Annotated in this window: 22 protein-coding genes; 9 read left to right on the forward strand and 13 right to left on the reverse strand. The window is 62.8% G+C overall.

Going from position 1 to position 23,813, the window contains the following annotated elements; genetic code table 11:
- The first annotated feature begins 110 nt into the window (after positions 1 to 110).
- The 3 genes from RQX22_RS08550 (at position 111) to RQX22_RS08560 (ending at position 4,380) form a co-directional block, all read left to right on the forward strand.
- Positions 111 to 1,784: a SulP family inorganic anion transporter gene (locus RQX22_RS08550; RefSeq protein ID WP_315725561.1), complete on the forward strand. Its 1,674-nt coding sequence runs from the start codon at positions 111 to 113 to the stop codon at positions 1,782 to 1,784.
- Between the two features lie 152 nt (positions 1,785 to 1,936).
- Positions 1,937 to 2,794: a universal stress protein gene (locus RQX22_RS08555; RefSeq protein WP_315725563.1), complete on the forward strand. Its 858-nt coding sequence runs from the start codon at positions 1,937 to 1,939 to the stop codon at positions 2,792 to 2,794.
- On the forward strand, positions 2,794 to 4,380 hold the full coding sequence (locus RQX22_RS08560) for an MBL fold metallo-hydrolase (protein ID WP_315726263.1): 1,587 nt from the start codon (positions 2,794 to 2,796) through the stop codon (positions 4,378 to 4,380). Before RQX22_RS08555 ends, RQX22_RS08560 begins: the two co-directional genes overlap by 1 nt.
- Before the next feature lie 80 nt (positions 4,381 to 4,460).
- On the opposite strand, the gene RQX22_RS08565 is transcribed toward RQX22_RS08560, so the two are convergent.
- Positions 4,461 to 5,264 carry a universal stress protein gene (locus RQX22_RS08565; protein ID WP_315725565.1) on the reverse strand — a complete coding sequence of 268 codons (804 nt, stop codon included), beginning with the start codon at positions 5,262 to 5,264 and terminating at the stop codon, positions 4,461 to 4,463.
- 58 nt (positions 5,265 to 5,322) lie between these two features.
- Positions 5,323 to 6,003 carry a response regulator transcription factor gene (locus RQX22_RS08570; RefSeq protein WP_410001619.1) on the reverse strand — a complete coding sequence of 227 codons (681 nt, stop codon included), beginning with the start codon at positions 6,001 to 6,003 and terminating at the stop codon, positions 5,323 to 5,325.
- Positions 6,004 to 6,126: 123 nt separating this feature from the next.
- On the opposite strand from RQX22_RS08570, the gene RQX22_RS08575 reads away from it, so the two are divergent.
- From RQX22_RS08575 to RQX22_RS08585, 3 genes are read left to right on the forward strand one after another with little or no spacing between them, the layout of a single operon-like run.
- Positions 6,127 to 6,741: a GNAT family N-acetyltransferase gene (locus RQX22_RS08575; RefSeq protein ID WP_315725567.1), complete on the forward strand. Its 615-nt coding sequence runs from the start codon at positions 6,127 to 6,129 to the stop codon at positions 6,739 to 6,741.
- 14 nt (positions 6,742 to 6,755) lie between these two features.
- Positions 6,756 to 7,022: a 2TM domain-containing protein gene (locus tag RQX22_RS08580; RefSeq protein ID WP_315725569.1), complete on the forward strand. Its 267-nt coding sequence runs from the start codon at positions 6,756 to 6,758 to the stop codon at positions 7,020 to 7,022.
- Positions 7,019 to 7,828, forward strand: coding sequence for a universal stress protein (locus RQX22_RS08585; RefSeq protein WP_315725570.1), 810 nt, complete (start codon positions 7,019 to 7,021; stop codon positions 7,826 to 7,828). Before RQX22_RS08580 ends, RQX22_RS08585 begins: the two co-directional genes overlap by 4 nt.
- A 115-nt stretch (positions 7,829 to 7,943) precedes the next feature.
- Here RQX22_RS08585 and RQX22_RS08590 read toward each other — a convergent pair whose 3' ends face one another.
- The 4 genes from RQX22_RS08590 to RQX22_RS08605 form a co-directional block, all read right to left on the reverse strand.
- Positions 7,944 to 9,119, reverse strand: a complete 1,176-nt coding sequence (locus RQX22_RS08590; RefSeq protein WP_315725572.1) for a L,D-transpeptidase family protein — start codon at positions 9,117 to 9,119, stop codon at positions 7,944 to 7,946.
- A gap of 46 nt (positions 9,120 to 9,165) precedes the next feature.
- The gene (locus RQX22_RS08595) at positions 9,166 to 9,597 is read right to left on the reverse strand and encodes a response regulator (RefSeq protein WP_315725574.1); all 432 of its coding nucleotides are present in this window, start codon (positions 9,595 to 9,597) and stop codon (positions 9,166 to 9,168) included.
- Positions 9,598 to 9,718: 121 nt separating this feature from the next.
- On the reverse strand, positions 9,719 to 10,375 hold the full coding sequence (locus RQX22_RS08600) for a response regulator transcription factor (RefSeq protein ID WP_315725576.1): 657 nt from the start codon (positions 10,373 to 10,375) through the stop codon (positions 9,719 to 9,721).
- A 16-nt stretch (positions 10,376 to 10,391) separates the two neighbouring features.
- Positions 10,392 to 12,281 carry a PAS domain S-box protein gene (locus tag RQX22_RS08605; protein WP_315725578.1) on the reverse strand — a complete coding sequence of 630 codons (1,890 nt, stop codon included), beginning with the start codon at positions 12,279 to 12,281 and terminating at the stop codon, positions 10,392 to 10,394.
- A gap of 164 nt (positions 12,282 to 12,445) precedes the next feature.
- On the opposite strand from RQX22_RS08605, the gene RQX22_RS08610 reads away from it, so the two are divergent.
- Complete coding sequence (locus RQX22_RS08610; RefSeq protein ID WP_315725580.1) at positions 12,446 to 13,789, forward strand: erythromycin esterase family protein; 1,344 nt, start codon at positions 12,446 to 12,448, stop codon at positions 13,787 to 13,789.
- 153 nt (positions 13,790 to 13,942) lie between these two features.
- On the forward strand, positions 13,943 to 14,341 hold the full coding sequence (locus RQX22_RS08615) for a hypothetical protein (protein WP_315725582.1): 399 nt from the start codon (positions 13,943 to 13,945) through the stop codon (positions 14,339 to 14,341).
- 271 nt (positions 14,342 to 14,612) lie between these two features.
- Here the strand turns inward: RQX22_RS08615 and RQX22_RS08620 are convergent, their stop codons facing one another.
- The 3 genes from RQX22_RS08620 to RQX22_RS08630 are packed head-to-tail and all read right to left on the reverse strand — an operon-like array spanning position 14,613 to position 19,311.
- Positions 14,613 to 15,023: a DUF302 domain-containing protein gene (locus RQX22_RS08620; protein WP_315725584.1), complete on the reverse strand. Its 411-nt coding sequence runs from the start codon at positions 15,021 to 15,023 to the stop codon at positions 14,613 to 14,615.
- 11 nt (positions 15,024 to 15,034) lie between these two features.
- Positions 15,035 to 18,292, reverse strand: a complete 3,258-nt coding sequence (locus RQX22_RS08625; RefSeq protein WP_315725585.1) for an efflux RND transporter permease subunit — start codon at positions 18,290 to 18,292, stop codon at positions 15,035 to 15,037.
- Positions 18,289 to 19,311 carry an efflux RND transporter periplasmic adaptor subunit gene (locus RQX22_RS08630; RefSeq protein WP_315725586.1) on the reverse strand — a complete coding sequence of 341 codons (1,023 nt, stop codon included), beginning with the start codon at positions 19,309 to 19,311 and terminating at the stop codon, positions 18,289 to 18,291. Before RQX22_RS08630 ends, RQX22_RS08625 begins: the two co-directional genes overlap by 4 nt.
- 179 nt (positions 19,312 to 19,490) lie before the next feature.
- Here RQX22_RS08630 and RQX22_RS08635 point away from each other — a divergent pair, with 179 nt between their 5' ends.
- On the forward strand, positions 19,491 to 20,804 hold the full coding sequence (locus RQX22_RS08635; protein WP_410001620.1) for an NAD(P)/FAD-dependent oxidoreductase: 1,314 nt from the start codon (positions 19,491 to 19,493) through the stop codon (positions 20,802 to 20,804).
- A gap of 39 nt (positions 20,805 to 20,843) precedes the next feature.
- On the opposite strand, the gene RQX22_RS08640 is transcribed toward RQX22_RS08635, so the two are convergent.
- The 4 genes from RQX22_RS08640 to RQX22_RS08655 all read right to left on the reverse strand — a co-directional run bounded on the left by RQX22_RS08640 (position 20,844) and on the right by RQX22_RS08655 (position 23,805).
- On the reverse strand, positions 20,844 to 21,251 hold the full coding sequence (locus tag RQX22_RS08640) for a low affinity iron permease family protein (RefSeq protein ID WP_315725587.1): 408 nt from the start codon (positions 21,249 to 21,251) through the stop codon (positions 20,844 to 20,846).
- Positions 21,252 to 21,307: 56 nt separating this feature from the next.
- The gene (locus RQX22_RS08645) at positions 21,308 to 22,351 is read right to left on the reverse strand and encodes an HWE histidine kinase domain-containing protein (RefSeq protein WP_315725589.1); all 1,044 of its coding nucleotides are present in this window, start codon (positions 22,349 to 22,351) and stop codon (positions 21,308 to 21,310) included.
- A 79-nt stretch (positions 22,352 to 22,430) separates the two neighbouring features.
- Positions 22,431 to 23,240, reverse strand: a complete 810-nt coding sequence (locus RQX22_RS08650) for a universal stress protein (protein WP_315725591.1) — start codon at positions 23,238 to 23,240, stop codon at positions 22,431 to 22,433.
- A 139-nt stretch (positions 23,241 to 23,379) separates the two neighbouring features.
- Positions 23,380 to 23,805 carry an ion channel gene (locus RQX22_RS08655; protein ID WP_315725593.1) on the reverse strand — a complete coding sequence of 142 codons (426 nt, stop codon included), beginning with the start codon at positions 23,803 to 23,805 and terminating at the stop codon, positions 23,380 to 23,382.
- Between the last annotated feature and the right edge of the window lie 8 nt (positions 23,806 to 23,813).

Raw genomic sequence — 23,813 nt, forward strand, 5'->3', positions numbered from 1 at the left:
GAAATCTGGAGCCGAATGGAAATGAAACTCGCGGCATGAAATCGCCGCCGACAGCGAAAAGACGTTCCTCCCGCGCCAAAGGAGACCCCAGGAACGGCCGCCCTGGGCACATGGCAGGAACAACGCAGCGCCAGCCGCCATACGGCCCGCGCGGATCATTCACTCCAAAGCTGGTCACGACATTCTGGGAGGGTTACGGCCTGAAGGCATTCAGGAACGATGCTCTCGCCGGCCTGACCGTTGCGGTGATCGCACTGCCGCTCGCCATGGCGCTGGGCATCGCCTCGGGCGCCTCCCCGGATCGTGGTTTGATAACGGCTATCGTCGCCGGCTTCACCGTGTCGGCCCTCGGCGGCTCCCGCGTACAGATTGGCGGGCCGACCGGGGCTTTTGTCGTCGTCATTTTCAATGTGATCGCCCTGCACGGATATGATGGACTGATCCTCGCCACCGCGCTGGCCGGAATCATATTGGTGATCGCCGGCTATGCAGGTCTGGGCGGGATCATTCGATACATACCGCAACCGGTCATCATCGGCTTTACTGCCGGCATCGCCGTCATCATCGCGACCAGCCAGATTCAGAACCTGTTCGGTCTCGCCATTACCGATCTGCCCGCCGGCTTTCTCGAAAAATGGGAAGCCTATCTGGGCGCGCTCACTACCATCGATAGGGCAAGCACCGCCCTGGGACTCGCCATATTGGCGCTTATCATCATCATGCAGCGCTTCGTGCCGCGGCTGCCGGCCTTCCTGGTCGCCATCATCGCGGGATCGATTGCCGTACCTGCATTCGGGTTGGATGTGGACACGATCGGCTCGCATTTTCCATCGATGAGCACCGGCTTGTCGCTGCCGTCCTTTCCGGACCTGTCCCTCGCCAAGGCCCAGGAGGTGCTACCCTCCGCCTTCACCATCGCCTTCCTCGCGGGAATCGAAGCGCTTCTATCGTGCGTCGTGGCGGACGGCATGACCGGCTTTCGCCACCGGTCCAACCAGGAACTGGTGGGCCAAGGCGCCGCCAATATTGCGTCGGCCATGTTCGGCGGCCTGCCGGCCACCGGCGCCCTCGCTCGCACCGCTGCCAATATCAAGGCCGGCGGACGCACGCCGGTGGCCGGAATATTCCATTCGGCCTTCCTCCTCCTTTTCGTCTTGTTGGCAAGCGACCTGATGGCGTTCGTGCCGATGGCGGTGCTCGCCGCCGTCCTCCTGATGGTGGCGTGGGGAATGAGCGAGGCAAGGCGATTCCTGTTCCTGTTGCGCATGCCGGCCGCAGAACGCGCCATTCTGCTTCTGACCTTCCTCCTGACAGTGCTGATCGACTTGACGGTGGCGATCGGCGTCGGCGTCACGCTCGCCAGCCTGACCTTCATGGCGCGGATGAGCGAAGCGGCGGGTGTGCGGCCGGACGACATAGGGGAGGAAGATGTCTCGCAGCGCGAGCGCCTGCCGGCTGGCGTCGAAGTCTTCAGGATCAATGGACCCTTCTTCTTTGGCGTCGCCAGCGAGCTACTGGACATATTGAAGCGGATCGGCACCGCGCCGAAGGCCATCATCCTGCGTCTTGAAGAGGTTTCCTTCATCGATGCGAGCGGATCGATCGCTCTTCGGGAATTTCTCGAACAGGCCGGCAGCGCGGGGATCAAGATCGTTCTTTGCGCAATCCCGACCGATCAGCGTCCGATTGTCGAGAGTCTCCACGATCCCGAAAAACCTCCTCCCCTCATGGCCCCGGATTTTGAAGCGGCGCTACGGCTTGCGGCCGCCTTGCCGGACCAGTGAGAGCAAGGCGTCCGACCTGCTGAGGTCCTTGCCTAAGGGACTTCCCGTATCCCTGGCTTACGGCGACCAGCCTATCCCGATTCCGGGAATTGCGACGGCGCGAAGCGTGCTGCCGCAGGATTGTCCGCAACGCTCAACGAAGGAGGGCGAGGATGCGAAATCTATTGGTGGCGAACGACCTGACCAACGGCTCCCATCACGCGATGGGCCGCGCGATCCGGCTCGCGGCGAAAACGGGTGCGAGCATCCGCATCATCCATTCGGCGCCCACCACGCTTTCCTCCTTCGATTGCCTGACCATCCGCAAACGCCTGGAAACGGAAACGCGGCTGATGATGGAGGAGCTTTGCGGACGAGAGCTGAATTGGTCGATTCGAATTCGATCGGGTGATCCCGCATCCGCGATCAACAGGGAAGCGAAGCGCATCGATGCCGACCTGGTGCTGGTCGGCGCCCATGGCGAACCGCGGCTGCGCGACGCCATATTCGGCACGACCTCCATGCATCTGATGCGGCATTGCGATTATCCAATACTCGTGGTCCAGAACGACGATGGCATTGCTTATACCAAGGTGATGGCGGCCCTCGACGATGTCGGATCGGCCGAAGCGCCGCTTCAGGCGGCAATGGCGATCGCGCCAGAGGCGGAATTGTTCGTCGTTCATGCGTTCGAATCCAGGCTCAGCCAGGTTTTTTCGGAAGGCGACGTGATCGAACGGGTCGAAAAGGATCAGCAGGTCGCGCTCGACCGTATCATCCGGCATGGCGCGCCAGCCAATGGCCCTGCCCCGGACGTTCGAATGCATGTTATCGCCCGACAGGGCGAGGTCATGGACGTCATCATGAAAAGCTGGTCCGAGATCGAACCCGACCTCGTCGTGATGGCAACGCACGGGCGATCGGGATTCTCGCACCTGCTGCACGGCAGCTTCACCGAATATGTGCTGCTCGGTTGCCGGTCGGACATTCTCGTGACGCGGATGTCCGACAACGGCGAAACAGCTTTATGATGGCGCCGACGGTCAAGGTGCACGGCGCCGCGGGCACGGTTACGGGCTCATGCTACGAGATTGCCTTCGGGCGCCGCCGTCTCCTGGTCGATTGCGGCCTTTTTCAAGGATCGCGCAGCCTTGAAGCCCTCAATCGGGAAAGTTTCGCCTTCGACCCGGGACAAATCGATGCGGTGCTGCTGAGCCATGCACATCTCGACCATAGCGGGCTCCTCCCGCGACTGGTGGCCAGCGGCTTCAAGGGCCCGATCTGGTGCACGCAGCCCACCATCGACCTTCTGGAAGTGATGCTCCCGGATGCGGCCCATATTCAGGAGATGGAGGCGGAACGACGAAACCGCCGCGGAGATCGCGCCGACGAACCGCCGATCGACCCCCTTTACACCCTCGCCGATGCCGAGCGTGCCATCGAACTGGCGCGTCCGGCAGGACTGGAGGAACAGTTCGATGCCGCCCCGGGGATGCAGGTCCGATTCTGGAATGCCGGGCATATCCTCGGCTCTGCCTCGGTCGAAATCGCCGCCGGCGGCGTGACGATGCTCTTTTCCGGAGACTTGGGCCCCGACAATAAGAGCTTCCATCTTGACCCTAACGGCCCCCGCGAAATCGACCATGTCTTCTGCGAGAGCACTTATGGCAATCGCGACCGCGAGACGGTGACGATCGCGGCGCGACAGCGGCTTCTCGAGATGGAGGTCAAGAAAGCGCTGGCACGAGGCGGCAATCTCGTCATCCCGGTTTTTGCGCTGGAGCGAACCCAGGAGTTGCTGCTCGATCTCGCGCGATTGATGAACGGTGGACGCCTGGCCAAGGCCCATGTGTTCATCGATTCCCCGCTTGCCAGCCGGGCGACCGAAGTCTTCCGACGCTATCAGGCCGACCTCGAAGATCTCGGCGACGGCGAAATCTTCCGCCATCCGGCATTCCACTTCGTCGAAAGCGTACAGGAATCGATCCGCCTCAATGCCATGTCCGGGGCAATCATTCTGGCGGCCTCGGGCATGTGCGAGGGCGGCCGGATCCGGCATCATTTGCGCTCCAACCTGCCGCGCGCGGACTCCACCATATTGTTCGTCGGCTTTCAGGCGCAGGGATCGTTGGGCCGCACGATATTGGAGGGCGCCCGGCGCGTGCGGATTTCCGGCCAGGACCTGGCGGTCCGCGCGCAGATCGAGCGAATCGACAGCTATTCGGCCCATGCCGATCGGCAGGAGCTGATCGCCTGGGTGCGTGATCGCCAGCCGATCCTTGGCAGCCTGTTCCTCACCCATGGCGAGGCCGACGCGTTGCAATCGCTGCATGACGGTCTCCGCCGCGACCTTGCCTCGATCGTCATTCCGGAAATCGGCGAACGCTACGAACTGCCGGCAGGCGCCCCGGCACGAAGGCTCGAAACCGGCCGCGCCGATGTCCGGGCTGCGCTCAGCCGCGACTGGCAGAATGAATATGCGGATCTGGCCGTGAACCTCAAGCGCAGGCTGCAGCGGATCGAAAGCAACGAAAGGCGCGCGGAGGCGCTGGCGCGAATGCGCCTGATCCTCGACCAATATGCCGATCATCGAAGGCGCAAACATAGCCAAACATGAGGAGGCGGCGCCGGCTCGCAAGTTACGCCGACGGCATGAAGGGGGACGGCGTCGGACGGGTCTTCGATCAACCCGTCGGGTCAGTGCCCCAGAAGGAGCGGCAACGGACTTTGATCCATCATGTCGCGCGTGGCCCCGCCCAGGACAGCCTCGCGAAGCCGGCTATGGCCATAGGCACCCATGACCACATAAGCCGCGCCGAGCGTCTGGGCGGTATCGATGATGGCATGGCAGGTCGTACGCCCCTCATGATGCCGTTCGTGCAGTTCCGACCTCACGCCGTGGCGGGACAGATATTCCGCCGCGTCGGTCGACGGGAATTCGGCATCGTCTTCGGCGATCGTGACGATATCGACCTGCGCCGCCGTCGCCAGCATCGGCAGGGCGAGACGAAGCGCATTCGCCGCCTCGGCCGATCCGTTCCAGGCAACCAGCGCCGGGCCGCCTCCGTCGAAGCTGCGGCTCGACCTGGGCATTGCGAGCACCAGGGAGCGGGCGTGGAGAGCGACGTCGGCAGCGACGGGAAGCAGTGCGTCATCGCGGTCTGCGGCAAGGCTGAGCACGATCAGATCGGCAAGACGTGACCGATCCACGATCAGTTGGGCCGGCTGCCCGTCGAAGCGGGACCAATCCCACGACACCCCCTCGCCGCGCAACCTTTGCTCCAAATCCTCGCGATGCCGGTCGTCGGCTTCGGCCACCTCCATCGCGACGGAGGGAAGCGCATAAACTCCGCCGAACGGGTCTCCCATGATGAAACTGTTATAGGGCGTCACCTGGAGACAGCTCAGGTGGCCACCGAACCGACGGGCGACATCCAGGGCAGCCTGCAGCCGCGCCTCAAGTCCCGAATCCTGATTGGCATATAGCAATACGGATTTCATCTCGCCCTCCATGCAAACGATTTCACCGGAGGAATAGGGCGCAGAGAGGTGCAGGTAATTAGGTGTTTTTCCCGAGGTCTTCCTGTTGCAGCGCAGCGTCCCCGTCGAGGCCGGCTGCAAAAGCGATCCTCAATGCTTCCGACAGACTCGGCACGCCCAATTTGTTCATCAGATTGGCGCGATGGATTTCCACCGTGCGCGGACTGATGCCGAGATCATAGGCAATCGTCTTGTTGGGATGGCCGCGAACCAGGCCCTCGAGGACGTCCCGTTCCCGGGCCGTCAGGGGCTGAAGCTTCGCCAGGGCCTCCGCAGCATTGGCCTCGCGTCGGCCGGCATCCGCCAGCCGGGCGAATCCTTCCGTCAACGCGCCGACCAGCGTGGCCTTGTCGAACGGCTTCTCGATGAAATCGACCGCGCCCGCTTTCATGGCTCTCACGGCAAGGTCTATATCGCCATGTCCGGTCATGATGATCACGGGCAGGAGCACGCCCTTTTCCGCCAGTGCCTGCTGCACTTCGAGCCCATCCATCTCCGGCATTCGCACGTCGAGAAGAATGCAGCCTGGCTCGATGGCCTTGGGATCCTTCAGCAAATCGACGCCGGACGCATAGGTGACGACGATGAAGCCGGACGTGCGCAGCAGGAAGCTCGCGGAACGCCGGATTCCCTCATCGTCGTCGACCAGATGAACTCTTTGCCCGTCCATGCCCTCGCCCCATCCATCGATCGGTCTCATCTATGTCGGGAAAGGGCGCCGAAGCCAAGTCGGCAGAGCGGACCTCATAAGGGCAACTACGGATGGAGCAGTCGCACGGCCGGGATAATGTTCGGACTACCCCGATCCAAGGCGAGACATAAGATGACCGATTCTGCCCAGCCAAGCGCCCCGCCGGCCACCACGTCCGGCCAGACCCCGACCTTGCTGCTGCCGGAGTGGAGCGCCGAGCTCACCACCCTCAGCGACCTTCGCCTGAACGTGAGACCGACATCACCGGATGACGAAGCGCTGCTGGTCGAATTCTTCACCCATGTGGCTCCCGACGATGTCCGCTTTCGCTTTCTGACGCCCATGAAGGAAGTCCGCCACGATCAGCTCAAGACTCTGCTGGATGTCGACCACAGCAATACCGAGAATTTTCTCGCGTTTGACGAATCGGGAAAGACTCTGGTTGCGACCGCCATGCTTGCCGCCGAGCCCTCGCTGGAACGAGCCGAGGTGGCGATCGCGATCCGCAGCGATTTCAAGCATCGCGGCATAGGATGGGTGCTGCTGCAATATGTGGCCGACCAGGCTGCGCAGCGGGGTATCAAGACCCTCGAATCAATCGAATGCCGCGATAATCGGGAAGCCATCGCCCTCGAAACGGAAATGGGCTTCACCGCGACGACCTGTCCCGGCGATGCGACCCTGGTGCTGGTCCGCAAGGACCTGGCCGGCCCGCAAAAACCCGCCTCTGTCCACGGGGCTGGCTGAAGCAGGAGGGTCAGATGGATGATGCGGTTCGGCGCACATTGAGGATGATCCGGCGGAACGCCGGACTGCGCGGCTACTTTGCCCATATGATCCTTTTCGCGATTGTCATCCTCGCCGCTCTCACGTCGGGACTCGAATGGCGGCTTTTCTGGCCCTTGGTCGGATGGACGATCGGACTGTTTCTTCACGGCTTGGCGGCAATCGGCCCGGGTCAGTTCCTTGGTGGAGCCTGGGAGGAGGAACGGCTTCGGAGCCTGTCTGACGAGGGACGTCTGTCATGATCAAGACGATCCTGCTGGATGCGGGGGAGGATTCCGCCTTCGAAACCCGTTTCCAGGCCGCGCTCGAATTGGCGGATCGCTTCAAGGCGCATCTCGTCTGTCTCGAGGTCGTGCCGGTGGACATCCTCTTCAGCGGAGATCCGCTGGACGGAAATGTCTTGCCTTCCAGCCCAGAGCGGATCCGCGCTCGATCATTGTCCCATCGGCGGGACGTGGAAGACAGGCTCCGTCGCGAGGGGGTTTCCTTCGAGTGGATTCATGAAGAGAAGCTGCAGGCGGAAGCCTTTGCCGACCGATCGGCATTGGCCGACCTTGTCGTTCTGAGTGGCCCGGACGGCCATCATGTAGGCGATCGGCATATGACCCTGGCCTCCAGCCTCGCGGTGACCGGCGGACCTTTGTCGTTGTGCATTCCTTTCGCGGCCAAGCCTTCGAAGTGGAATGGACCGGCGCTGGTCGCCTGGGACTGCAGCATCGAGGCCGCGCATGTCCTGCGCAAGGCGCTACCATTGCTGAAGGAAGCCGCAGGCGTCGAACTGGTAACGGTCGGCGACGAGAGATCGAGTCGCCAGGCCTCGGAAGCACGGCTGTACCTGGAGCGGCACGGAATCTCCTCGAAGTTCCACCTATGCCATCCTGCCGACGGTGACGTCGCAGATGCGATCCTTGCTGCGGCAAGCGCCCTCAACGCCAAGTTCATCGTCATGGGCGCCTTTGGCCATTCTCGCTTCGTGGAAGCCGTTCTTGGCGGGGTGACGCGGGCTATGATGACCAAGTCGCCTTTGCCCCTTCTCCTCGGACGATAGGAACTGGGACGATGCGGACCGCGTCGCCGGCAATAGCCGCGCGAGGCCGGCGCCACCCAAACTGATCTTACACGGCGGTTCGATGCGGCCAAGTGCGCGATCGATACCCGAGCGCTCAATCCTTCGTCACTTCGGCATCTGTGAGCTGCGCGACGACGGCCTTGTCACGACCATAAATGTCCGGATGGACCGCGATTGCACCGGATTCGTCTGTGGCCGCCGTGAAATAGGTCACATAGACCGGCAGCGACCTGGCGAAATCGACCCTGGTCGAGGCGCGGCTCGCCACGACGCGGTCGATCGCGGCGCGATCCCAACCGGGATTGCTGGCGAGCAGCAAGGCCGCAAGCGCGAACGGATCCTGTGCCCTGATGCAGCCGTGGCTGAAGGCGCGTGTCTTCTCATCGAACAAGGACTTGGAAGGCGTGTCGTGGATGTACACCGTGAAAGGATTGGGCATGACAAGCTTCATCTGCCCCAGTGCATTGCCCGGACCGGGAGACTGGCGATAATGCCCGCCCGACCAGACATAGCCTCGCGACCGCGCGCCGGCAGGATTGGTCCTCACCAGCCGCCCGACGCTTTCGGCAACGATGCTTTGCGGTATGTCCCACCAGGGGTTGAGGATAAGACCGGTTGCGCGCGTGCTGAACTGCGGCGTGGGGGTGCTGGTCTTGCCGACGATGAGCTTGTGACGCGAGATCGTCTTGCCGCCCCGAACCAGCTGCAGTTCGAACCCGGCGACATTGACCAGGATGTAATCCGTGCCGAGATCGTGCGGCATCCAGCGCCAACGCTCCAGATTGGCCCTGAGCCGCTCGACGGCGGCCCGATCCTGGAACGGCGTCGCGGCCAGGGTCGCTTTCAGTGCGACATATTCGGGATGATGTGGAAGCAGCGAGCCTAACATCTCGCTGACGCTATGCGTTGCCAAGGCCCGAACGAGCATCGCCTGCTGGGCCGGCCGGTCGATCGCAGGGTCCGGAATGTGCCAGGCGATCCTGTGGCTGCCGCGCACATGGCCCTGCCGCAGGTCCGTGACGAGATGGAGGAAGGTGGAGGTTGCGATGCTCGCCAGGGCCGCGTCATTCGAAGCGATCAAGGCGCGCAGCCGGTCCGGTTCGTAATCGGCGGGGTCCAGTCCTTCGCTGCCAATCTGTTCGACGAAAGCGGCGAGCGCTTCGGCATCTTCGCGGCTCCATGGCAGCGGCGCCGTCGGGACCTGGCCGTTCGATGAAGCCGAGCCCGTTGCTATCAGGATTATCAAGAGCAAGCTGAACAGCCGAGTCATTCATGATCTCCACACCTTCGCCGAGGATCCGGCCGTTCCGGAGACCTTATGGCGCGCATGGTCCATCGGTCCGACCGCAGTTCCCCGCGCCGGATCCGGTGAGCAAGCGGGCAATGCAATCGATTAGGCGGCGCTCCGCTATCGGCTTCTCCAGTATCTCCGCGAATCCCTGCTCCATGGCCTTCGCGGCCCATTCGTCCGTCAGATGGCCGCTGATAAGGATCGCCGGCCCCGTCCAGCCTGCTCGACGCATCTCCTGGAGCAGAAGCATGCCGTCCTCGTCGGGAAGGAGGAGATCCGAGACCATGCACACCGCCTTCAAGGCTTCGGGATCGCTGGCGAGCCCGACAGCGGATCTATAGGCACGGACATCGAGTCCTTGTGCCTGAAGGAGTAATTGCAGCGATCGGCGCACCGCGCTGTCATCCTCGACGAGCAAAATCCTGGGTCGAACCCGATGAACGGAGGACTCGGGCACGGGCCCCATGCGCGTTTCAGGCTGAATCGACATCGGGCCATTTTTGACGGCCAGGAGCGGCAGGTCTCTAGGTAATGGCCCCTAGACCTGATCGCTTGAGGTGGCGTGAATCAGGCTTTGTTTAAATATTGAGATCCCGGGAAAATGAGGTGGTTTCGCCGGCCTGCCGGCCCACGCCAGCTGCAAAGGCGATCCATAGCACTTCCGTGATGCTTTCGACCTTCAGCTCCGAAAGGAGTCGCGCTCTCAGCATTTCGACAGCGGCCATATCGACGCCCATTTCGGCGGCCATGGCTTCGTTCGATTTGCCTTCCGCCAATTTCGCAAGAACGATCTTCTGCTCTTCGGACAGCGATGCCACCGCGCAAGCTGCCGCCTCGATATGGGCGAGATAATCGTGAGGACGCTCGAGCTTCAGAAAGGCAAGATGCAGGGCGCGATTGACAGTGATTTTGGAAAAGGGCTTCTCGATGAAAGCAATGGCCCCTTCGCGCAAGGCGGCGGCTGCGGTTCCGACATCGCCGTGACCTGTCATCACCACGACGGGGTGAAGACTCCCCTCGATGTTCAATGCCTTCTGGACCTCGATGCCGTCCATTTCGGGCATGCGAACGTCGAGCAATATGCAGCCGGGCGCAAGCGCCTTGAGGACGTTCAGCAGCGACACGCCGGATTCGAAGGTCGCGACTTCATACCCCTGCACCCGCAACATCAGCGTGCACGAGCGGCGAATGGCTTCCTCGTCGTCGACGATATAGACCATCCTTTTGGTCATCATCCGGGCCTTTTGGTCATCATCCGGGCTCCATCGTCGGCCGGGCCAAGGTGAACTGGAATTCGGTTCCGCCGCCATCGGCCCGCACGGCCCGGATCCGGCCGCCATGAGCCTCGACGATCGTCCTGCAGATGGAAAGGCCGAGTCCCATCCCATTGCTCTTGGTGCTCGCAAAGGCTTCGAACAGCCTCTCCTGCATTTCCGGCGAAATACCGGGGCCTGTATCGGCCACCGATACCTGGACTGTCGCCGGATCGATCAACGACGTGGTCACCGAAAGCTTACGTGCCGGACAAATCTCCATTGCCTCGATCGCGTTGCGCATGAGGTTGATCAGCACCTGCTGGATCTGGACCTTGTCGACCAGCACCGGCGTCGCATCCGGAGCGTAATGGAAATTCGCTGAAATGCCGCGCTCGCGGCTTCCGACCAAGGCGAGCGCGCTCGCTTCGTTGATCAGGGCCGGCAAATCCTCCACCGACTTCGCCGTCTCTCCGCGGGCGACGAAGTCGCGAAGGCGCCGCACGATGGCGCCGGCCCGCAGCGACTGCGCAACGAGATCCGAAAACGCCTCCCGCAGGATCGCAATATTTTGCTCGTCGGGATCTTTCAGCAAATCGCCGGCCGCTTCGGCATAGCTGGCGATGGCGGTGAGCGGCTGATTGAGTTCATGGGCCAGGGTCGATGCCATGGTCCCCATCGCACTTAGCCTCGACACGTGGATTAGCTCCGACTTCAGCTGTTCCAGACGCGCCTCGAAATCTTTTCGCTCGGTCAAATCCTGGACGAAGCCGGTGAAAAGCCTTTGGTCCTCGCTGAGCGCTTCGCCGACCGATAGCTTCATCGGAAAGGTGCTGCCGTCGGCGCGAAGGCCGGTGACGATACGGCCGATGCCGATGATGTGGGGTATGCGCGTGTCCAGATAGCGTTGAAGATAGGCATCGTGACGCTCGCGATCCGGATTGGGCATCAGCATGCTGACATTACGTCCCAGGACATCGGCTTCGGCATAACCGAACAGGCGCTCGGCGGCCGCGCTGAAGGAGATCATTATGCCGCGTTCGTCGATGACGATCATCGCATCCGGGACAGTGGCAAGGATCGACTGGAGGTGTTGTTCCCTCTTTTCCAGAGCCCGCTCTGCCGCCCGCCGATCGGTAACGTCGTGGACCATCTTTCCGAAGCTGCGGACTTCGCCTTCGGCACCTTTGAGCGCGGTAATGGTCACATCCGCCAGGAATTCGGAACCGTCCTTCCGAATCTGCCAGATCTCATCCGAAAATCGTCCGCTGTCGAAGGCGCTGCCCAGATCGGCGGCCGCCTTCTCGCTTTCGGCTCTTTCCTGTCCGTAGAATATGGCGCAATCCCGGCCGAGGATTTCCGCTTCACTCCATCCGAACAGGCGCTCGGCCGCGCTGTTCCAGGTCGTGATCCTCCCTTCGATATCGGTGGTGAAAATGGCGTAATGGGTGGCGCCTTCCAGCATCAGCCGGAGTTCCTCCCCCGTGCGATGCGCACGCACGGCCTCATCCTCGGCATGCAGCCGATGCCATTCCGACACCCGCTTTTCGGAAGCGAAGCGGCCCGCAATCCAGACGATGAAGATGCTCACGATCGCGAATGTCCCCGCCTCCACGAGCACCGGCACCGTTCCAAGGCGCTCGGGCAAGAACAGGGCGAGGCCGGCACCCAGCGACAGTATCGCAGCAAGAATTGCCGGGCCTCGCCCCGCCGCCAGGGCGCAGAACAGGACTGGGACGACGAAAATGAGGAAGCGGACACGGCCGTCCAGCAAGGACTCGAGCTGCAAGCGGAGGACATAAGCGGCCGTCACCGTCGCCGCGGCCAGGAAATAGCCGGAACTCCGGCCCATTTGCCGCTTCGCGCTTTCGATCCGCCGCGAGCCCATCCGATCTCCCCTCGATGGTGATACGGCCAGCACCGCCAAGTTCCAAGTCGTCAAATGCGTTTTTTCAATCCGGATCGGACGGATAAGGATACCTCCGTAATAGTCCCTAAAGACGATTCCCTGGCCTTCCTTTAGTCAGAGCCGATATTCGGCGGAGCAGCGAGATGGGCCAGGGCGGCGAACAGGAACAGCTCCAGCATGATAAGCCCGAATCGCTGTCAGATACGTTGCGGGGATATGCGGAACCCTTGCCCCATCCCGAGCAAGTTACCGATTTCGCTGACTTCTTCGATCGTTACGGAAGTGCCCGCCTGATTCTATTAGGCGAGGCGACACATGGAACGTCGGAATTTTACCGTGCGCGCGATGCGATCACCCGCCGGCTGATCGAAAGACATGGGTTCACGATCGTCGCAGTCGAAGCCGACTGGCCCGATGCGGCCAGGATCGACAATTATGTCCGGCATCATGATCCAAGGCCCCGTCGAGGCGACGGCTTCGCGCGCTTTCCGACCTGGATGTGGCGCAATGTCGAAACGCTCGCATTCGCGGATTGGCTGCGGGGCCACAATGAAGGCTTGCCGCCCGATCGGCGCTGCTCCTTCCATGGGCTCGACATCTACAGCCTGAACCAGTCCACCCACGCCGTCATCGACTATCTCGATCGGGTCGATCCAGGCACCGCGGCCAAGGCCCGACTCAGATTCGGATGCCTTTCGCCGTGGCAGGACGACCCGACTCGGTATGGACGGGAAACCATGTATGGCGGCCGCGAAAGCTGTGAGGGAATGGTGGTCCAGCAGCTCCGCGAAATGCTGGACAAGCGCCTTTCCTGGTTGAAGGAAGACGGCCAGACATGGTTCGATGCGTTCCAGAGCGCGCGCGTCGTCCGCGCCGCCGAGCGTTATTATCGGATCATGTATCGCAGTTCGACGGAGTCCTGGAACCTGCGTGACCGGCACATGTTCGACACGCTGCAGGCGATCATGGCCCATCGTGGCGACGGAGCCAAAGCCGTCATTTGGGCGCATAATTCCCATATCGGCAATGCCGCCGCCACCGCCATGGGATGGCGCGGGCAGTTCAATATCGGGGAGCTGTGCCGGATCGCTTATGGCGACGATGCCGTGCTTATCGGTTTCGGGACCGACACCGGCACGGTGGCGGCGGCAAGCGATTGGGGCGCCGACATGCGCATCAAGACGATTCGTCCCGCCCGGCCCGGAAGCTATGAGTATGCGTTCCGCCACACCGGGGTGGCGAGGAGCCTGACCGACTGGCGTGGACCGGATCGCCGCGAGCTCATGGAGGCCCTTCGCAAGCCAATGCTCGAACGTGCGATCGGCGTGGTTTACCGGCCGGAGACGGAGCTTCTGAGTCACTATTTCGAAGCCGTTATGGCCGAGCAATTCGATGCCTGGGTATGGTTCGAGCAAAGCAAGGCCGTCGCCCCACTCGGCCGCGAAACGCCGCATGGGGCACCCGAAACCTATCCTTTCGGCCTCTGAGAGAAAGTGGGTCCGACTGCCGTGATTTCTATCTTGGTGATTGACCGCCGGCCGCGGCGAAAGACAGAACGGTCATCATTCCGGAAGCGCGCGGCAAGGCGGCTGCATGCGCAGGTCTCACACGCCCGGACGAATTCCTGCCCCAGACGTTGTATGTGGCGGACGCTGTCGTTGATGAAAGGAAAGGAAATGCAAAGGAATCTCAGCATCGGATTGCTGCTGGTCGTGCTGGCCGGTTGCGGCCAAGAACAGGAGCCGGCCTCCAACGACGTGGAGCCGATGGATCAAGCAGCATACGAAAACCGGCTGGAGACGATGCCGGAAGGACAACGGAATGCCGTATTCATCCGTGCGATCAGGGACGCCGGCCTGGACTGCCAGCATGTGAGCGGCTCAGCCGCTGCCGGGGAATATCAGGGGATGCCGGTATGGACAGCCAGCTGCGACGGCGGACAGGAATGGACAATCGTACTCGGAGCGGGAGGCGTGGCGCAAATCCTGAACCCTGCGGAAGCGCGGCTGGTCAGCCCCGCGGAATCGCCGCCGAAATAGAGGAACGACAGGATCACGGCCATCCCTGTCCGATCTGAGGCAGATGGGTCTGAGGGGGGAACAAGCACCAAAGCTGTCTGCAGTTCCTCAAATAGGTGGAGCCGGCAGCTACCGCTCAAGGGTCCAGGAATTCAGGGAGAAGCTCCGCGATCCCGAATCAGGGCGGGATGCGCCTAGCGGCGCTCGACAATCATCGTTTCCGACAGAATCGACCTCAAGTATAAACCATGGTCATTCCTACACGGCCTGATCCAACTCAAACGATCAGGCGCTAAGGACGATCCTGATTCCCGGCCTCCAGCCGCTTGACGACAGCGGCCAGCTTCGATCGCACCGTCGCAGCGACGGCGCCGAGCGCCGGATTTTCCACCGCCTGCATCGATGCCACCGGATCGATTGCTGCGATCTCGACCGATCCGGGCGCTTGTTCCTGCACCACCAGGTTGCAGGGCAGCATCGTCCCGATCTTGTCTTCCTGCTGAAGCGCCTGATAGGCGAGCGCCGGATTGCAGGCGCCCAGGATCCGATAAGGCCGGAATTCGACGCCGATCTTCTGCTTGAGTGTCGCCGCGACGTCGATCTCGCTGAGGACGCCGAAGCCTTCCTCCTGCAAGGCGGCTTTCGTCCGTCGCACCCCTTCTTCGAAGGGAATCGCCAGGGTCGTCGCGAAATAATAGATCATGTTCACCTCCATCATATTGACTCGTCAGGCGGTGCCGCGGGAAATCCGCTCCCGGTCCGGCTCGCCGGCCGCCCGTCGTCCCGCAGCACGATATAAAGAGCGGGGATGACGAGAACGGTCAGCAGGGTCGAGGATGCCAGGCCGAACAGCAGCGAGATCGCCAAGCCCTGGAAGATCGGATCCGTCAGGATCACCGCAGCGCCGATCATGGCCGCCAGCGCGGTCAGCAGGATCGGTTTGAACCGGATCGACCCTGCCTCGATCAGCACATCGCGCAGCGGTTCATCGCTTCCCCGACTATGGCGGATGAAATCGACCAGAAGGATGGAATTTCGCACGATAATGCCGGCGAGGGCAATGAAGCCGATCATCGAGGTCGCCGTGAACGGTGCGGCGAAGAGCATGTGGCCGACGACGATACCGACGAGCGTCAGCGGAATCGGCGTCAATATGACCAGGGGAAGCGTGAAGCTTCGGAACTGGGCGACGACCAGGAAATAGATGCCAAGCAAGGCGGCCGCGAATGCGGCGCCCATGTCGCGGAACGTAACCCAGGTGATTTCCCACTCCCCGTCCCATAGCAAGGTGGTGCGGCTTTCATCCTCCGGCTGGCCGTGGAGGCTGATTGCGGGCCGCTGCAGCTGCTTGGCAGCCCAATCATGGTCCGCAATCGCATCGTCGACGGCGATCAGACCATAGATCGGCGCTTCATAGGCGCCGGCAAGCTCCGCGGAGACCATCTCCGTCGGTCGGCCGTTCCGCCGGAACAAGATGTGGCTGCCTCGTTCCATCCGGACCTCGACGATCTCGCCAAGTTCGATCAGCCGCCCTTCGCCGGCACCATGCGAGACCGCAATGGGGGTAGACGCAAGGGCTTCGCTCCAGCGCCGGGACGATTGCGACAGTTCGAATGCGATCGGCAGCGGCGTTCGCTCGTCGCCACGCGGTGCATAGCCGATGATCCGTCCGCCCAGCAGCATCGCGAGGGAATCGTAGACCTCGCGTTCCGACAGACCGTAATATTCCAGCCGCTGGCGGTCCGGGAGCAGGCGCAGGCGCGGTCGGGGAAGCCCGTGACTCGTATCCACGTCGACGATGAACGGAACGGCGCGGAAGATTGCGGCAATCTCGTCGGCAGTCGCGCGCCGCGTCGCCTCGTCGGGGCCGTAGACTTCAGCGAGCAGTGTAGCCAGCACCGGCGGCCCGGGCGGCGTTTCCACCACCTTGAGCGATCCGCCGGGAGGCAGGTTCACGCTCTCGAGGCGCCTGCGCAACGCCAGTGCGACATCGTGACTCGATCGGTCGCGCTCGCTTTTGGGCAGCAACGTGATCATCACGTCACCCATTTCCGGCCGGTCGCGTAGAAAATAGTGGCGAACCAGCCCATTGAAGTTGAACGGGGCGGCGGTGCCGACATAAAGCTCCATGGCCAAAGCCTCGGGAAGGTCTCGGGCCGCCGCGGCCACATGTTCGGCGACACGCCCGGTTCCCTCGAGGCTCGTGCCTTCGGGCATGTCGATGACCACCTGCACCTCCGACTTGTTGTCGAAGGGCAGCAATTTGACGGTCACAGCCTTGAAGTAGAACATGGACATCGCGATCAGGGTGGCGACGCCGACTACGATCAGGAAGCGCCAGGCCGAACCCCTGGTGCGGATCACATGTCGCGCCACCCTGGCATAGAGGCCGCCGAGCCGACCTCCGGCATGGACCCCATGCGCGCCCGCGTCCGAAACATGCCGTCCGGCAAGCCGCACCATCAGCCAGGGTGCTATTACCATGGCGACGAAGAACGAAAAGATCATCGCCGCGGAGGCGTTGACCGGTATCGGGGCCATATAGGGTCCCATCAGCCCCGAGACGAACAGCATCGGCAGCAATGCGGCGACCACGGTCAGGGTCGCGACGATGGTGGGATTGCCGACCTCCGCTACCGCTTCGACGGCTGCGTCGATCCGGCCGCGCCCATCCCCCATCGCCCAATGCCGCGCAATATTCTCGATCACCACGATCGCGTCGTCCACGAGGATGCCGATCGAGAAGATCAGCGCGAACAGGCTGACGCGGTTGATCGTATAGCCCATCAGATTGGAGGCGAAGAGCGTGAGCAGGATCGTTGTCGGAATGACGATGGCCGTGACGGCCGCTTCGCGCCAGCCGATCGCGAAAGCGATCAAGGCGATGATCGAAAAGGTGGCAAGCGCCAGGTGAAAAAGGAGTTCGTTGGCCTTTTCGTTGGCGGTTTCGCCATAATTTCGCGTGACCGCCACCTCAAGTCCGGAAGGAATGAGGCTCCCCTGCAATTGACCGACCCGACGTGCGACGGCTTCCGACACGGTGACGGCATTGGCGCCGGCCCGCTTGGCGATGGCAATGCTCGCCGCCGGGGCGCCATGCCACCCGCTTTCGGCCCGGACCCAACGCGAGACCCGGTTTTGCGTTTCCGCCGGCGCCTGGCCGATATCGGCGACATCGCGGACATAGACAGGCCGGCCATCGACGGCGGAAACCGTCAGCAAGCCGATGTCGGCGGCGCTGGCTAAGGTACGCCCTACGGCGACGGATGCCGCCTTTCCGGCCTCGCGCACCGTGCCGGCGGGAAAGCTGCGATTGGCCTGCGCCACCGTATCGGCAAGGGTGGCCAGCGTCACGCCGTGAAGCGCCATCCGGGTCGGATCGGGCGCGACACGAATCTGCTCGGCGCTGCCGCCTGTGATGAAGGAAAGGCCGACATCCTCTACCTTCGCCACCTCGGTACGCAGCCGGTTGGCAATCTCGTTCAAGGCGCCGGCCGTCCACAGGCCCGCCACCCCCGGCCGCGGCGACAATGTCAGCACGATTATCGGTACGTCGTTTATGCCGCGGGCGGTGACGACCGGCTCGGCGATACCGACCGGTATCCGATCGTAATTGGCGCGGAGCTTCTCATGGATGCGGAGGGCGGCGTCGTCGGGGTCGGAGCCCACCAGGAAACGTGCCGTGACCAGCACGCCATCGTCTTCGGCCTGGGTATAGACATGCTCGACACCGTCGACGCTTCGAACGATCGTTTCCAGCGGCTTGCCGACCAGCTCGACGACGTCCGATGCGGCGAGGCCGGGGGCCGCCACCCTGATGTCGATCATGGGAACGCTGATCTGTGGCTCTTCCTCGCGCGGTATGGAGAACAGCGCCATCAGCCCAGCCGCGAGCGCCGCGAAAAGGAATAATGGCGTGAGTGGCGAGCGGATCATCGCGCGGGTCAGCCATCCGGAAAATCCGAGCTTCATCCTCGATTACCCGGATTCTGGAGAATATCGCCTGGGGAGACGCCGGTCAGCAGCTCCACCTGCGTCGGATCGGGCGCAGGCGCGGTCTGCACCGGGATACGGGCGACCGCGCCCTCCCGTCCCACGAGATCGACATAATCGATGCCGTAGCGGGTGAGGACGAAGCGGCGAGGCACGAGGATGCCGCGACGGGAGCCGACGTCGAGCACAACGCTGACGCGGCGTCCGACGAGGTCCGCAGCCAGCCCGGAAAGATCGGCGTCGGCGACGACCTGGCCTGCCGCCGTCGCCGGATAGACCTGAACGATGCGCCCGGCGCGAGTCTCGAAGCCGTCTTCATCGACCGTGACGGCCGTACCGGCGCCAATTCTGTCTGCCAGCGACTGTGGGACATGGAGCCGGAGCAGCGGCGGTCCGGCAGTGACAGTCGCCACGGACATTCCTGGCACGACCGACGAACCCGGCGGGATATCGGCGCGCAGGACACGGCCGCTTGCGGGGGCCAGGATTTCCCCCTGGCCGCTGAACGCGACGCTGGCCGAACGGGACTCCCTTGCTGCGGCGAGCTGGGCACGGGCCGAACGCTCGCCTGCCTGCGCCTGCTCAAGCCGGGCCAGTGCGTAGAAGCCGCGTCGGTGGAGATATTCGACCCTCCTGAGCTCCGCACCCGCCCGTTCCGCTTCCGCGGCGGCCGCCGCGATCTGCGCCTCCAGCGCACGCGTCTCGGGACCAATACGTTCATCCACGACCAAACCGATCGCCTGGCCGCGGGTGACCATGTCGCCTTCGCGGACGGACAGGCGGACCAGCCGCCCCGAGATCCGGGCCAATGCTTCTGCCTGGTCGCGGGTGGTGATCTCCGCCGCGACAGACTTGCGCTCCGGGATCGCCACGGCGGCCAGGGTCAAGCGCTCGCCCGTGGGAGTGCGCAGTCGGGCCTGCGGCTCCGCTGCTTTGTCTCGGCCGCAGGACGCAAGCAGCGAGGCCGCAAACACGAGAATCCAGATATTCCGCGTCATGTTTTCGCCTCTGCCGCGGGCACCAATGCCGACGGCTTCGATCAGGGGCTACCACCGCGGGGCGATCCGGCGAATGCGGACAATCCCCTATGTCCTGCCCCGCCTCATCGGCCCAGAACCGAGGCTAGGAGGCGTCGCCTCTTGGGCCGGATTCGCCGGCGCGTTCGCAAGGGAGGTGAATGATGACCCGGCCGAAAATCGTCATTATGGGAGCAGGTCTCGGGGGCGCGGTCGCGGCTTTCGAGCTGCGGCATACGCTGCGGGACAAAGCGGACGTGACCGTCGTGTCCGATACGGAGACATTCTCGTTCGTCCCCTCCAATCCTTGGGTGGCCGTCCGTTGGCGAAAACCGGGACAGGTGCAGGTCCATCTCCCGCCCGTCTTTGCCCGCCACGGCATCGGCTTCAGCGCGGCCGGCGCCAAACGGCTCCATCCCGCCGAAAACCGTGTCGAGCTTGGCGACGGATCCAGCCTTGATTATGATTATCTGGTGATTGCCACCGGACCGGAATTGGCGTTCGATGAAATCGAAGGACTTGGACCGGACGGCCACACCGTTTCCATTTGCCAGACCAACCATGCCAGCGCCGCCGCCGATGCGTTCGACCGCTTCGTGGAAAAGCCCGGACCGGTCGTGATCGGAGCTGTGCAGGGGGCATCCTGTTACGGTCCGGCCTATGAATTCGCCATGATCGTCGACGCCGAGCTGCGCCGTCGCCGGATTCGCGACCGGGTACCTATCACCTTCGTCACGGCCGAACCCTATATCGGCCATCTCGGTCTCGATGGTGTCGGGGACACCAAATCACTGCTGGAAGGAAAGCTCCGGGGCCGCGACGTCAAATGGATCACCAACGCCCGGGTTTCGTCGGTGGAAAAGGGCCTGATGCATGTCGAGGAGGTCGCCGCCGACGGCAGCGTCTCGGCACGGCATGACCTTCCCTTCGAATTTGCGATGATGCTTCCGGCCTTTCGCGGCATCGCCGCGCTTCGGGGGATCGACGGCCTGGTCAATCCGCGCGGTTTCGTCACTGTCGACTCGCGACAGCGCAACGCCGCCTTCCCGAATATTTTCGCGCTTGGCGTCTGCATCGCCATCCCTCCATCCGGGCCGACTCCGGTGCCGGTGGGCGTGCCGAAAACCGGCTTCATGATCGAAAGCATGGTGACCGCGGTCGCCCGCAACATCGGCCAGCTGATCGACGGTGTCGAACCGACCAACGAGGCGAGTTGGAACGCCGTTTGCCTTGCCGATTTCGGCGATGGCGGCGTCGCCTTCGTGGCGCAGCCCCAAATCCCGCCCCGCAACGTCAACTGGTCGGCCAGTGGCCGCTGGGTGCACCTCGCTAAAGTGCTGTTCGAACGCTATTTCATCCGCAAGGTACGTCGGGGATCGCCCGAACCATTTTACGAGCGCATGGTGCTCCACATGCTCGGCATAGAAAAGATCAAGCGCGCGGCGCCGCGACCCGTTGGGCCCGATCGGGGATGACGAACGTCTCCCCCGGAACGGGCAGTAGTGGGAAAGAGCCTAACGGCGGGTAAGCAGTCGGCTTATGCTGTCGGCAGGGTGCCGGCCGCGGGCATGATCGGCTATTTCTTCTTCGAGGTCCAAGCGGATGGCTTCGATCTGCCGGTCGGTAAGATGCTCGATGCCGACGAATTCGTTGCGCGCGTCCCGGACTGCCCTGATCAACTCGTCGAGCTTGGCCTGCATCGCCGCAGCATCGCGATTCTGGCTGTTCTGGATCAGGAATACCATCAGGAACGTGATGATGGTGGTCGCAGTATTGACGACCAGCTGCCAGGTGTCGGTCCACTGAAAAAGCGGCCCCGTCACGATCCATAGCAAGATCAATGCGCACGCGATGATGAAGGCGGCCGGCTGACCGCTCATTGCCGCGACGCGCGATGCCGCGGCCGTGAAGAAGCGTTCCATCAACACCTCCATCTTACTCGGAACGGCCTGCTTTCCCGCGCCGGGGCGATCCGGCATCATGTCCATCGATCGAGCGCCACATCCAGGCGGCAAATCAACCCGTCAGCACGATAGTCGAAGTCGACCTTGCCCGAAAAGGAGCGTGCAAGCATCTGTTCGATCAAGTCGGTGCCGAAACCGCGACGCGTAGGCATATGGACGGGGGGTCCGCCGCTCTCGCGCCACTGGAGAAGGAGCCGCGGCCTGCCGGCCTCGTTCTCGATACCCCATTCGATCTCGATCCTGCCGCCGATCCGACTGAACGCTCCATATTTCGCACTGTTCGTCACCAGCTCGTGGACCACCAGGCTCAAGGCAATGGCAAGACGGCTTCCGACAAGATGGTCCGGACCGCTCAGGACCACATTTCGAGTATCGGGATGCAAGAACGGTCCGAGTTCGGCATTCAGCAAATGGCGCAGATCGGCATTGCCGCCGCTGCCGGCCATCAGCAATTCGTTCGAATTGGCGATCGCAGCCAAGCGGCCCTGCAAGGCCTCGGCGAAATGAGCGACCGAGGAGCTGTAACCGGCCATCATCGAGATGACGGAATTGATGACGGCGATATTGTTCTTCATCCGGTGGGCGATTTCGGAGGAGAAGATCCGGCGCTGCTCATCCAGCAGCTTCCGTTCGGTGACGTCGCGCAGGACGACGATATTCACGGACCGCCCGCACACGATCCGGCGTGAGAGGGTGGCTTCCGTCCAGAATTCTTCGCCATTGTTGCGCAATCCGATCACTTCCCGCCTCACACCCATCAGACGGGAGGCGCCTGGCTTGCCGCTCGCGAAAGCGACGACCTGCCTGCGGTGGTCGTCGCGAAACCGGGCCGGCAGGAGGATTTCGATCCCCTCCATGATGACGTCTTTCCGGGTGCGGCCGAACATCTCCTCGGCGGCCCGGTTGAACAATATGATGCGCCCATGCATGTCGGTGGCAACCACGCCGTCGCCGATCAGCATCAGCAGGTCGTCGACCGAAGGCGAAAATGGCGCTTCCTCATCCTGTTGGCGGCCGCCACCAACCGGCCGCCCTTTTCCGACGGCCGGGGATGCCATGATTGGCAGCGGTCCATGATCCGAAATCGCGCCCATCATTCCCCTCCCTTGTCCTTCCTGGACGCGCCGCGGCGATCCCTCAGTGTCCAAGCAGAAGCGGCAGCCGGCAATCGCCGATAAGATCATGGGTGACGCCGCCCAGCAGATATTCCCGCAGGCGCGAATGGCCATAGGCCCCCATCACGATCATCCCGGCGCCGAGCGCCAGCCCGGCGCTTTCAATCGTGCGGCTGGTGCTGCCCTGGATCTGCGGCCGCTGCGAAATTTCGGCTTCGATGCCGTGCCGCGCCAGATATCGGGCGGCTGCATCGCGAGGATATGGCGCGGGCTTATCCTGGACTTCGATGATGTGGACTGCCGAGGCTTGCCGCAGGATGGGCAGCGACGAACGAAGCGCGGCGGCCGCTTCCGACGATCCGTTCCACGCGATCAGGACGGGGGCCTCGAGGTCGAGCGCGCGAAGCGATTCGGGAACGGCCAGCACCGGCGCGCGCGCCTTCGTTGCGACGGCCGCGGCAAGCGGACGCGGTTCGTCCCGGAAGAGAGCGCCGCCCGAAAGGCTGACCACCACGACATCGGCAAGGATCGAAGCGCCGATGAGGGCACGCGACGGCAGCTCGTCCACATGCATCCAATCCCAGCTCAAGCCTTCGCTTCGCAGCCGATCCTCGATCCGAGCCTGCAGTGCAAACCGAAGCGCCTTCATCTTCTCGGAGAATTCCTCCGGAAGATAAGCCATCAGGAGAGGATCGATGGCGAGATAGTCCTCGAAGGGCGTAGCGTGCAGACAGGTGACATGGCCTTCGAATGTCCGCGCCAGATCGAATGCGGCCTGCAGCCGCGATTCGAGGCCGGTATCGTCATAGACATGCAAAAGGATCGATTTCATGGGTTCGCCCCCAGTTCCGAGAGAGTCCTGCCTAGGCCAGCGCCGTCGACTGCCCCATAGGTAAAGGCCCCTAGACCCTGATCGTTGTAGATTGATTCGAACTGAAGGGTAGATCGGGATCTGGGCTTGTAGCGACCTGTCAGAACCGGCGGAATCGGGCCGCCACCGTGACGAAGAATGCTGTCGACCAGCCGATCATGATGATGCCATTAATGCCTTCGATCGCCGAGATGAGCCGCCAGCGTTCGGCCATGGCGACATCGTCATAGCCGATCGCCGCATAGGTGATGGTCGAAAAATAGACGGACTCGCGCAATCCCTCCACCGCTCCGATCAGATAATATAGGAAAGCGTAGAGCCAGATCTCGATACCGTGGAGTGCGAAAAGACCGAGGATCACGACCAACGTGACGAGGATCCCGCGCACGGACAAAGCGCCCATATGCTCCGCCGCCTCCTCCAGTGCTTCGAGCCGAAGGATGCGGGTCAGGAAGTAAAGGCCGGTGCCGTGGATGATGACCGTCAGTACGACCATTGCGGTCGCTATCGTGAGTTCACCAAGCATGGAGCGAA

Source organism: Sphingosinicella rhizophila (assembly GCF_032378825.1).
In the GTDB taxonomy this organism is placed as follows: domain Bacteria; phylum Pseudomonadota; class Alphaproteobacteria; order Sphingomonadales; family Sphingomonadaceae; genus Allosphingosinicella; species Allosphingosinicella rhizophila.

What these genes read in the sequence shown, in the direction of transcription:
- RQX22_RS08550 (WP_315725561.1), top strand. Translation starts at nt 111, where the DNA reads ATGGCAGGAACAACGCAGCGCCAGCCGCCATACGGCCCGCGCGGATCA.
- RQX22_RS08555 (WP_315725563.1), top strand. Translation starts at nt 1,937, where the DNA reads ATGCGAAATCTATTGGTGGCGAACGACCTGACCAACGGCTCCCATCAC.
- RQX22_RS08560 (WP_315726263.1), top strand. Translation starts at nt 2,794, where the DNA reads ATGGCGCCGACGGTCAAGGTGCACGGCGCCGCGGGCACGGTTACGGGC.
- RQX22_RS08565 (WP_315725565.1), bottom strand. Translation starts at nt 5,264, where the DNA reads ATGAAATCCGTATTGCTATATGCCAATCAGGATTCGGGACTTGAGGCG.
- RQX22_RS08570 (WP_410001619.1), bottom strand. Translation starts at nt 6,003, where the DNA reads ATGAGACCGATCGATGGATGGGGCGAGGGCATGGACGGGCAAAGAGTT.
- RQX22_RS08575 (WP_315725567.1), top strand. Translation starts at nt 6,127, where the DNA reads ATGACCGATTCTGCCCAGCCAAGCGCCCCGCCGGCCACCACGTCCGGC.
- RQX22_RS08580 (WP_315725569.1), top strand. Translation starts at nt 6,756, where the DNA reads ATGGATGATGCGGTTCGGCGCACATTGAGGATGATCCGGCGGAACGCC.
- RQX22_RS08585 (WP_315725570.1), top strand. Translation starts at nt 7,019, where the DNA reads ATGATCAAGACGATCCTGCTGGATGCGGGGGAGGATTCCGCCTTCGAA.
- RQX22_RS08590 (WP_315725572.1), bottom strand. Translation starts at nt 9,119, where the DNA reads ATGACTCGGCTGTTCAGCTTGCTCTTGATAATCCTGATAGCAACGGGC.
- RQX22_RS08600 (WP_315725576.1), bottom strand. Translation starts at nt 10,375, where the DNA reads ATGATGACCAAAAGGATGGTCTATATCGTCGACGACGAGGAAGCCATT.
- RQX22_RS08605 (WP_315725578.1), bottom strand. Translation starts at nt 12,281, where the DNA reads ATGGGCTCGCGGCGGATCGAAAGCGCGAAGCGGCAAATGGGCCGGAGT.
- RQX22_RS08610 (WP_315725580.1), top strand. Translation starts at nt 12,446, where the DNA reads ATGGGCCAGGGCGGCGAACAGGAACAGCTCCAGCATGATAAGCCCGAA.
- RQX22_RS08615 (WP_315725582.1), top strand. Translation starts at nt 13,943, where the DNA reads ATGTGGCGGACGCTGTCGTTGATGAAAGGAAAGGAAATGCAAAGGAAT.
- RQX22_RS08620 (WP_315725584.1), bottom strand. Translation starts at nt 15,023, where the DNA reads ATGATCTATTATTTCGCGACGACCCTGGCGATTCCCTTCGAAGAAGGG.
- RQX22_RS08625 (WP_315725585.1), bottom strand. Translation starts at nt 18,292, where the DNA reads ATGAAGCTCGGATTTTCCGGATGGCTGACCCGCGCGATGATCCGCTCG.
- RQX22_RS08630 (WP_315725586.1), bottom strand. Translation starts at nt 19,311, where the DNA reads ATGACGCGGAATATCTGGATTCTCGTGTTTGCGGCCTCGCTGCTTGCG.
- RQX22_RS08635 (WP_410001620.1), top strand. Translation starts at nt 19,491, where the DNA reads ATGATGACCCGGCCGAAAATCGTCATTATGGGAGCAGGTCTCGGGGGC.
- RQX22_RS08640 (WP_315725587.1), bottom strand. Translation starts at nt 21,251, where the DNA reads ATGGAACGCTTCTTCACGGCCGCGGCATCGCGCGTCGCGGCAATGAGC.
- RQX22_RS08645 (WP_315725589.1), bottom strand. Translation starts at nt 22,351, where the DNA reads ATGGCATCCCCGGCCGTCGGAAAAGGGCGGCCGGTTGGTGGCGGCCGC.
- RQX22_RS08650 (WP_315725591.1), bottom strand. Translation starts at nt 23,240, where the DNA reads ATGAAATCGATCCTTTTGCATGTCTATGACGATACCGGCCTCGAATCG.
- RQX22_RS08655 (WP_315725593.1), bottom strand. Translation starts at nt 23,805, where the DNA reads ATGCTTGGTGAACTCACGATAGCGACCGCAATGGTCGTACTGACGGTC.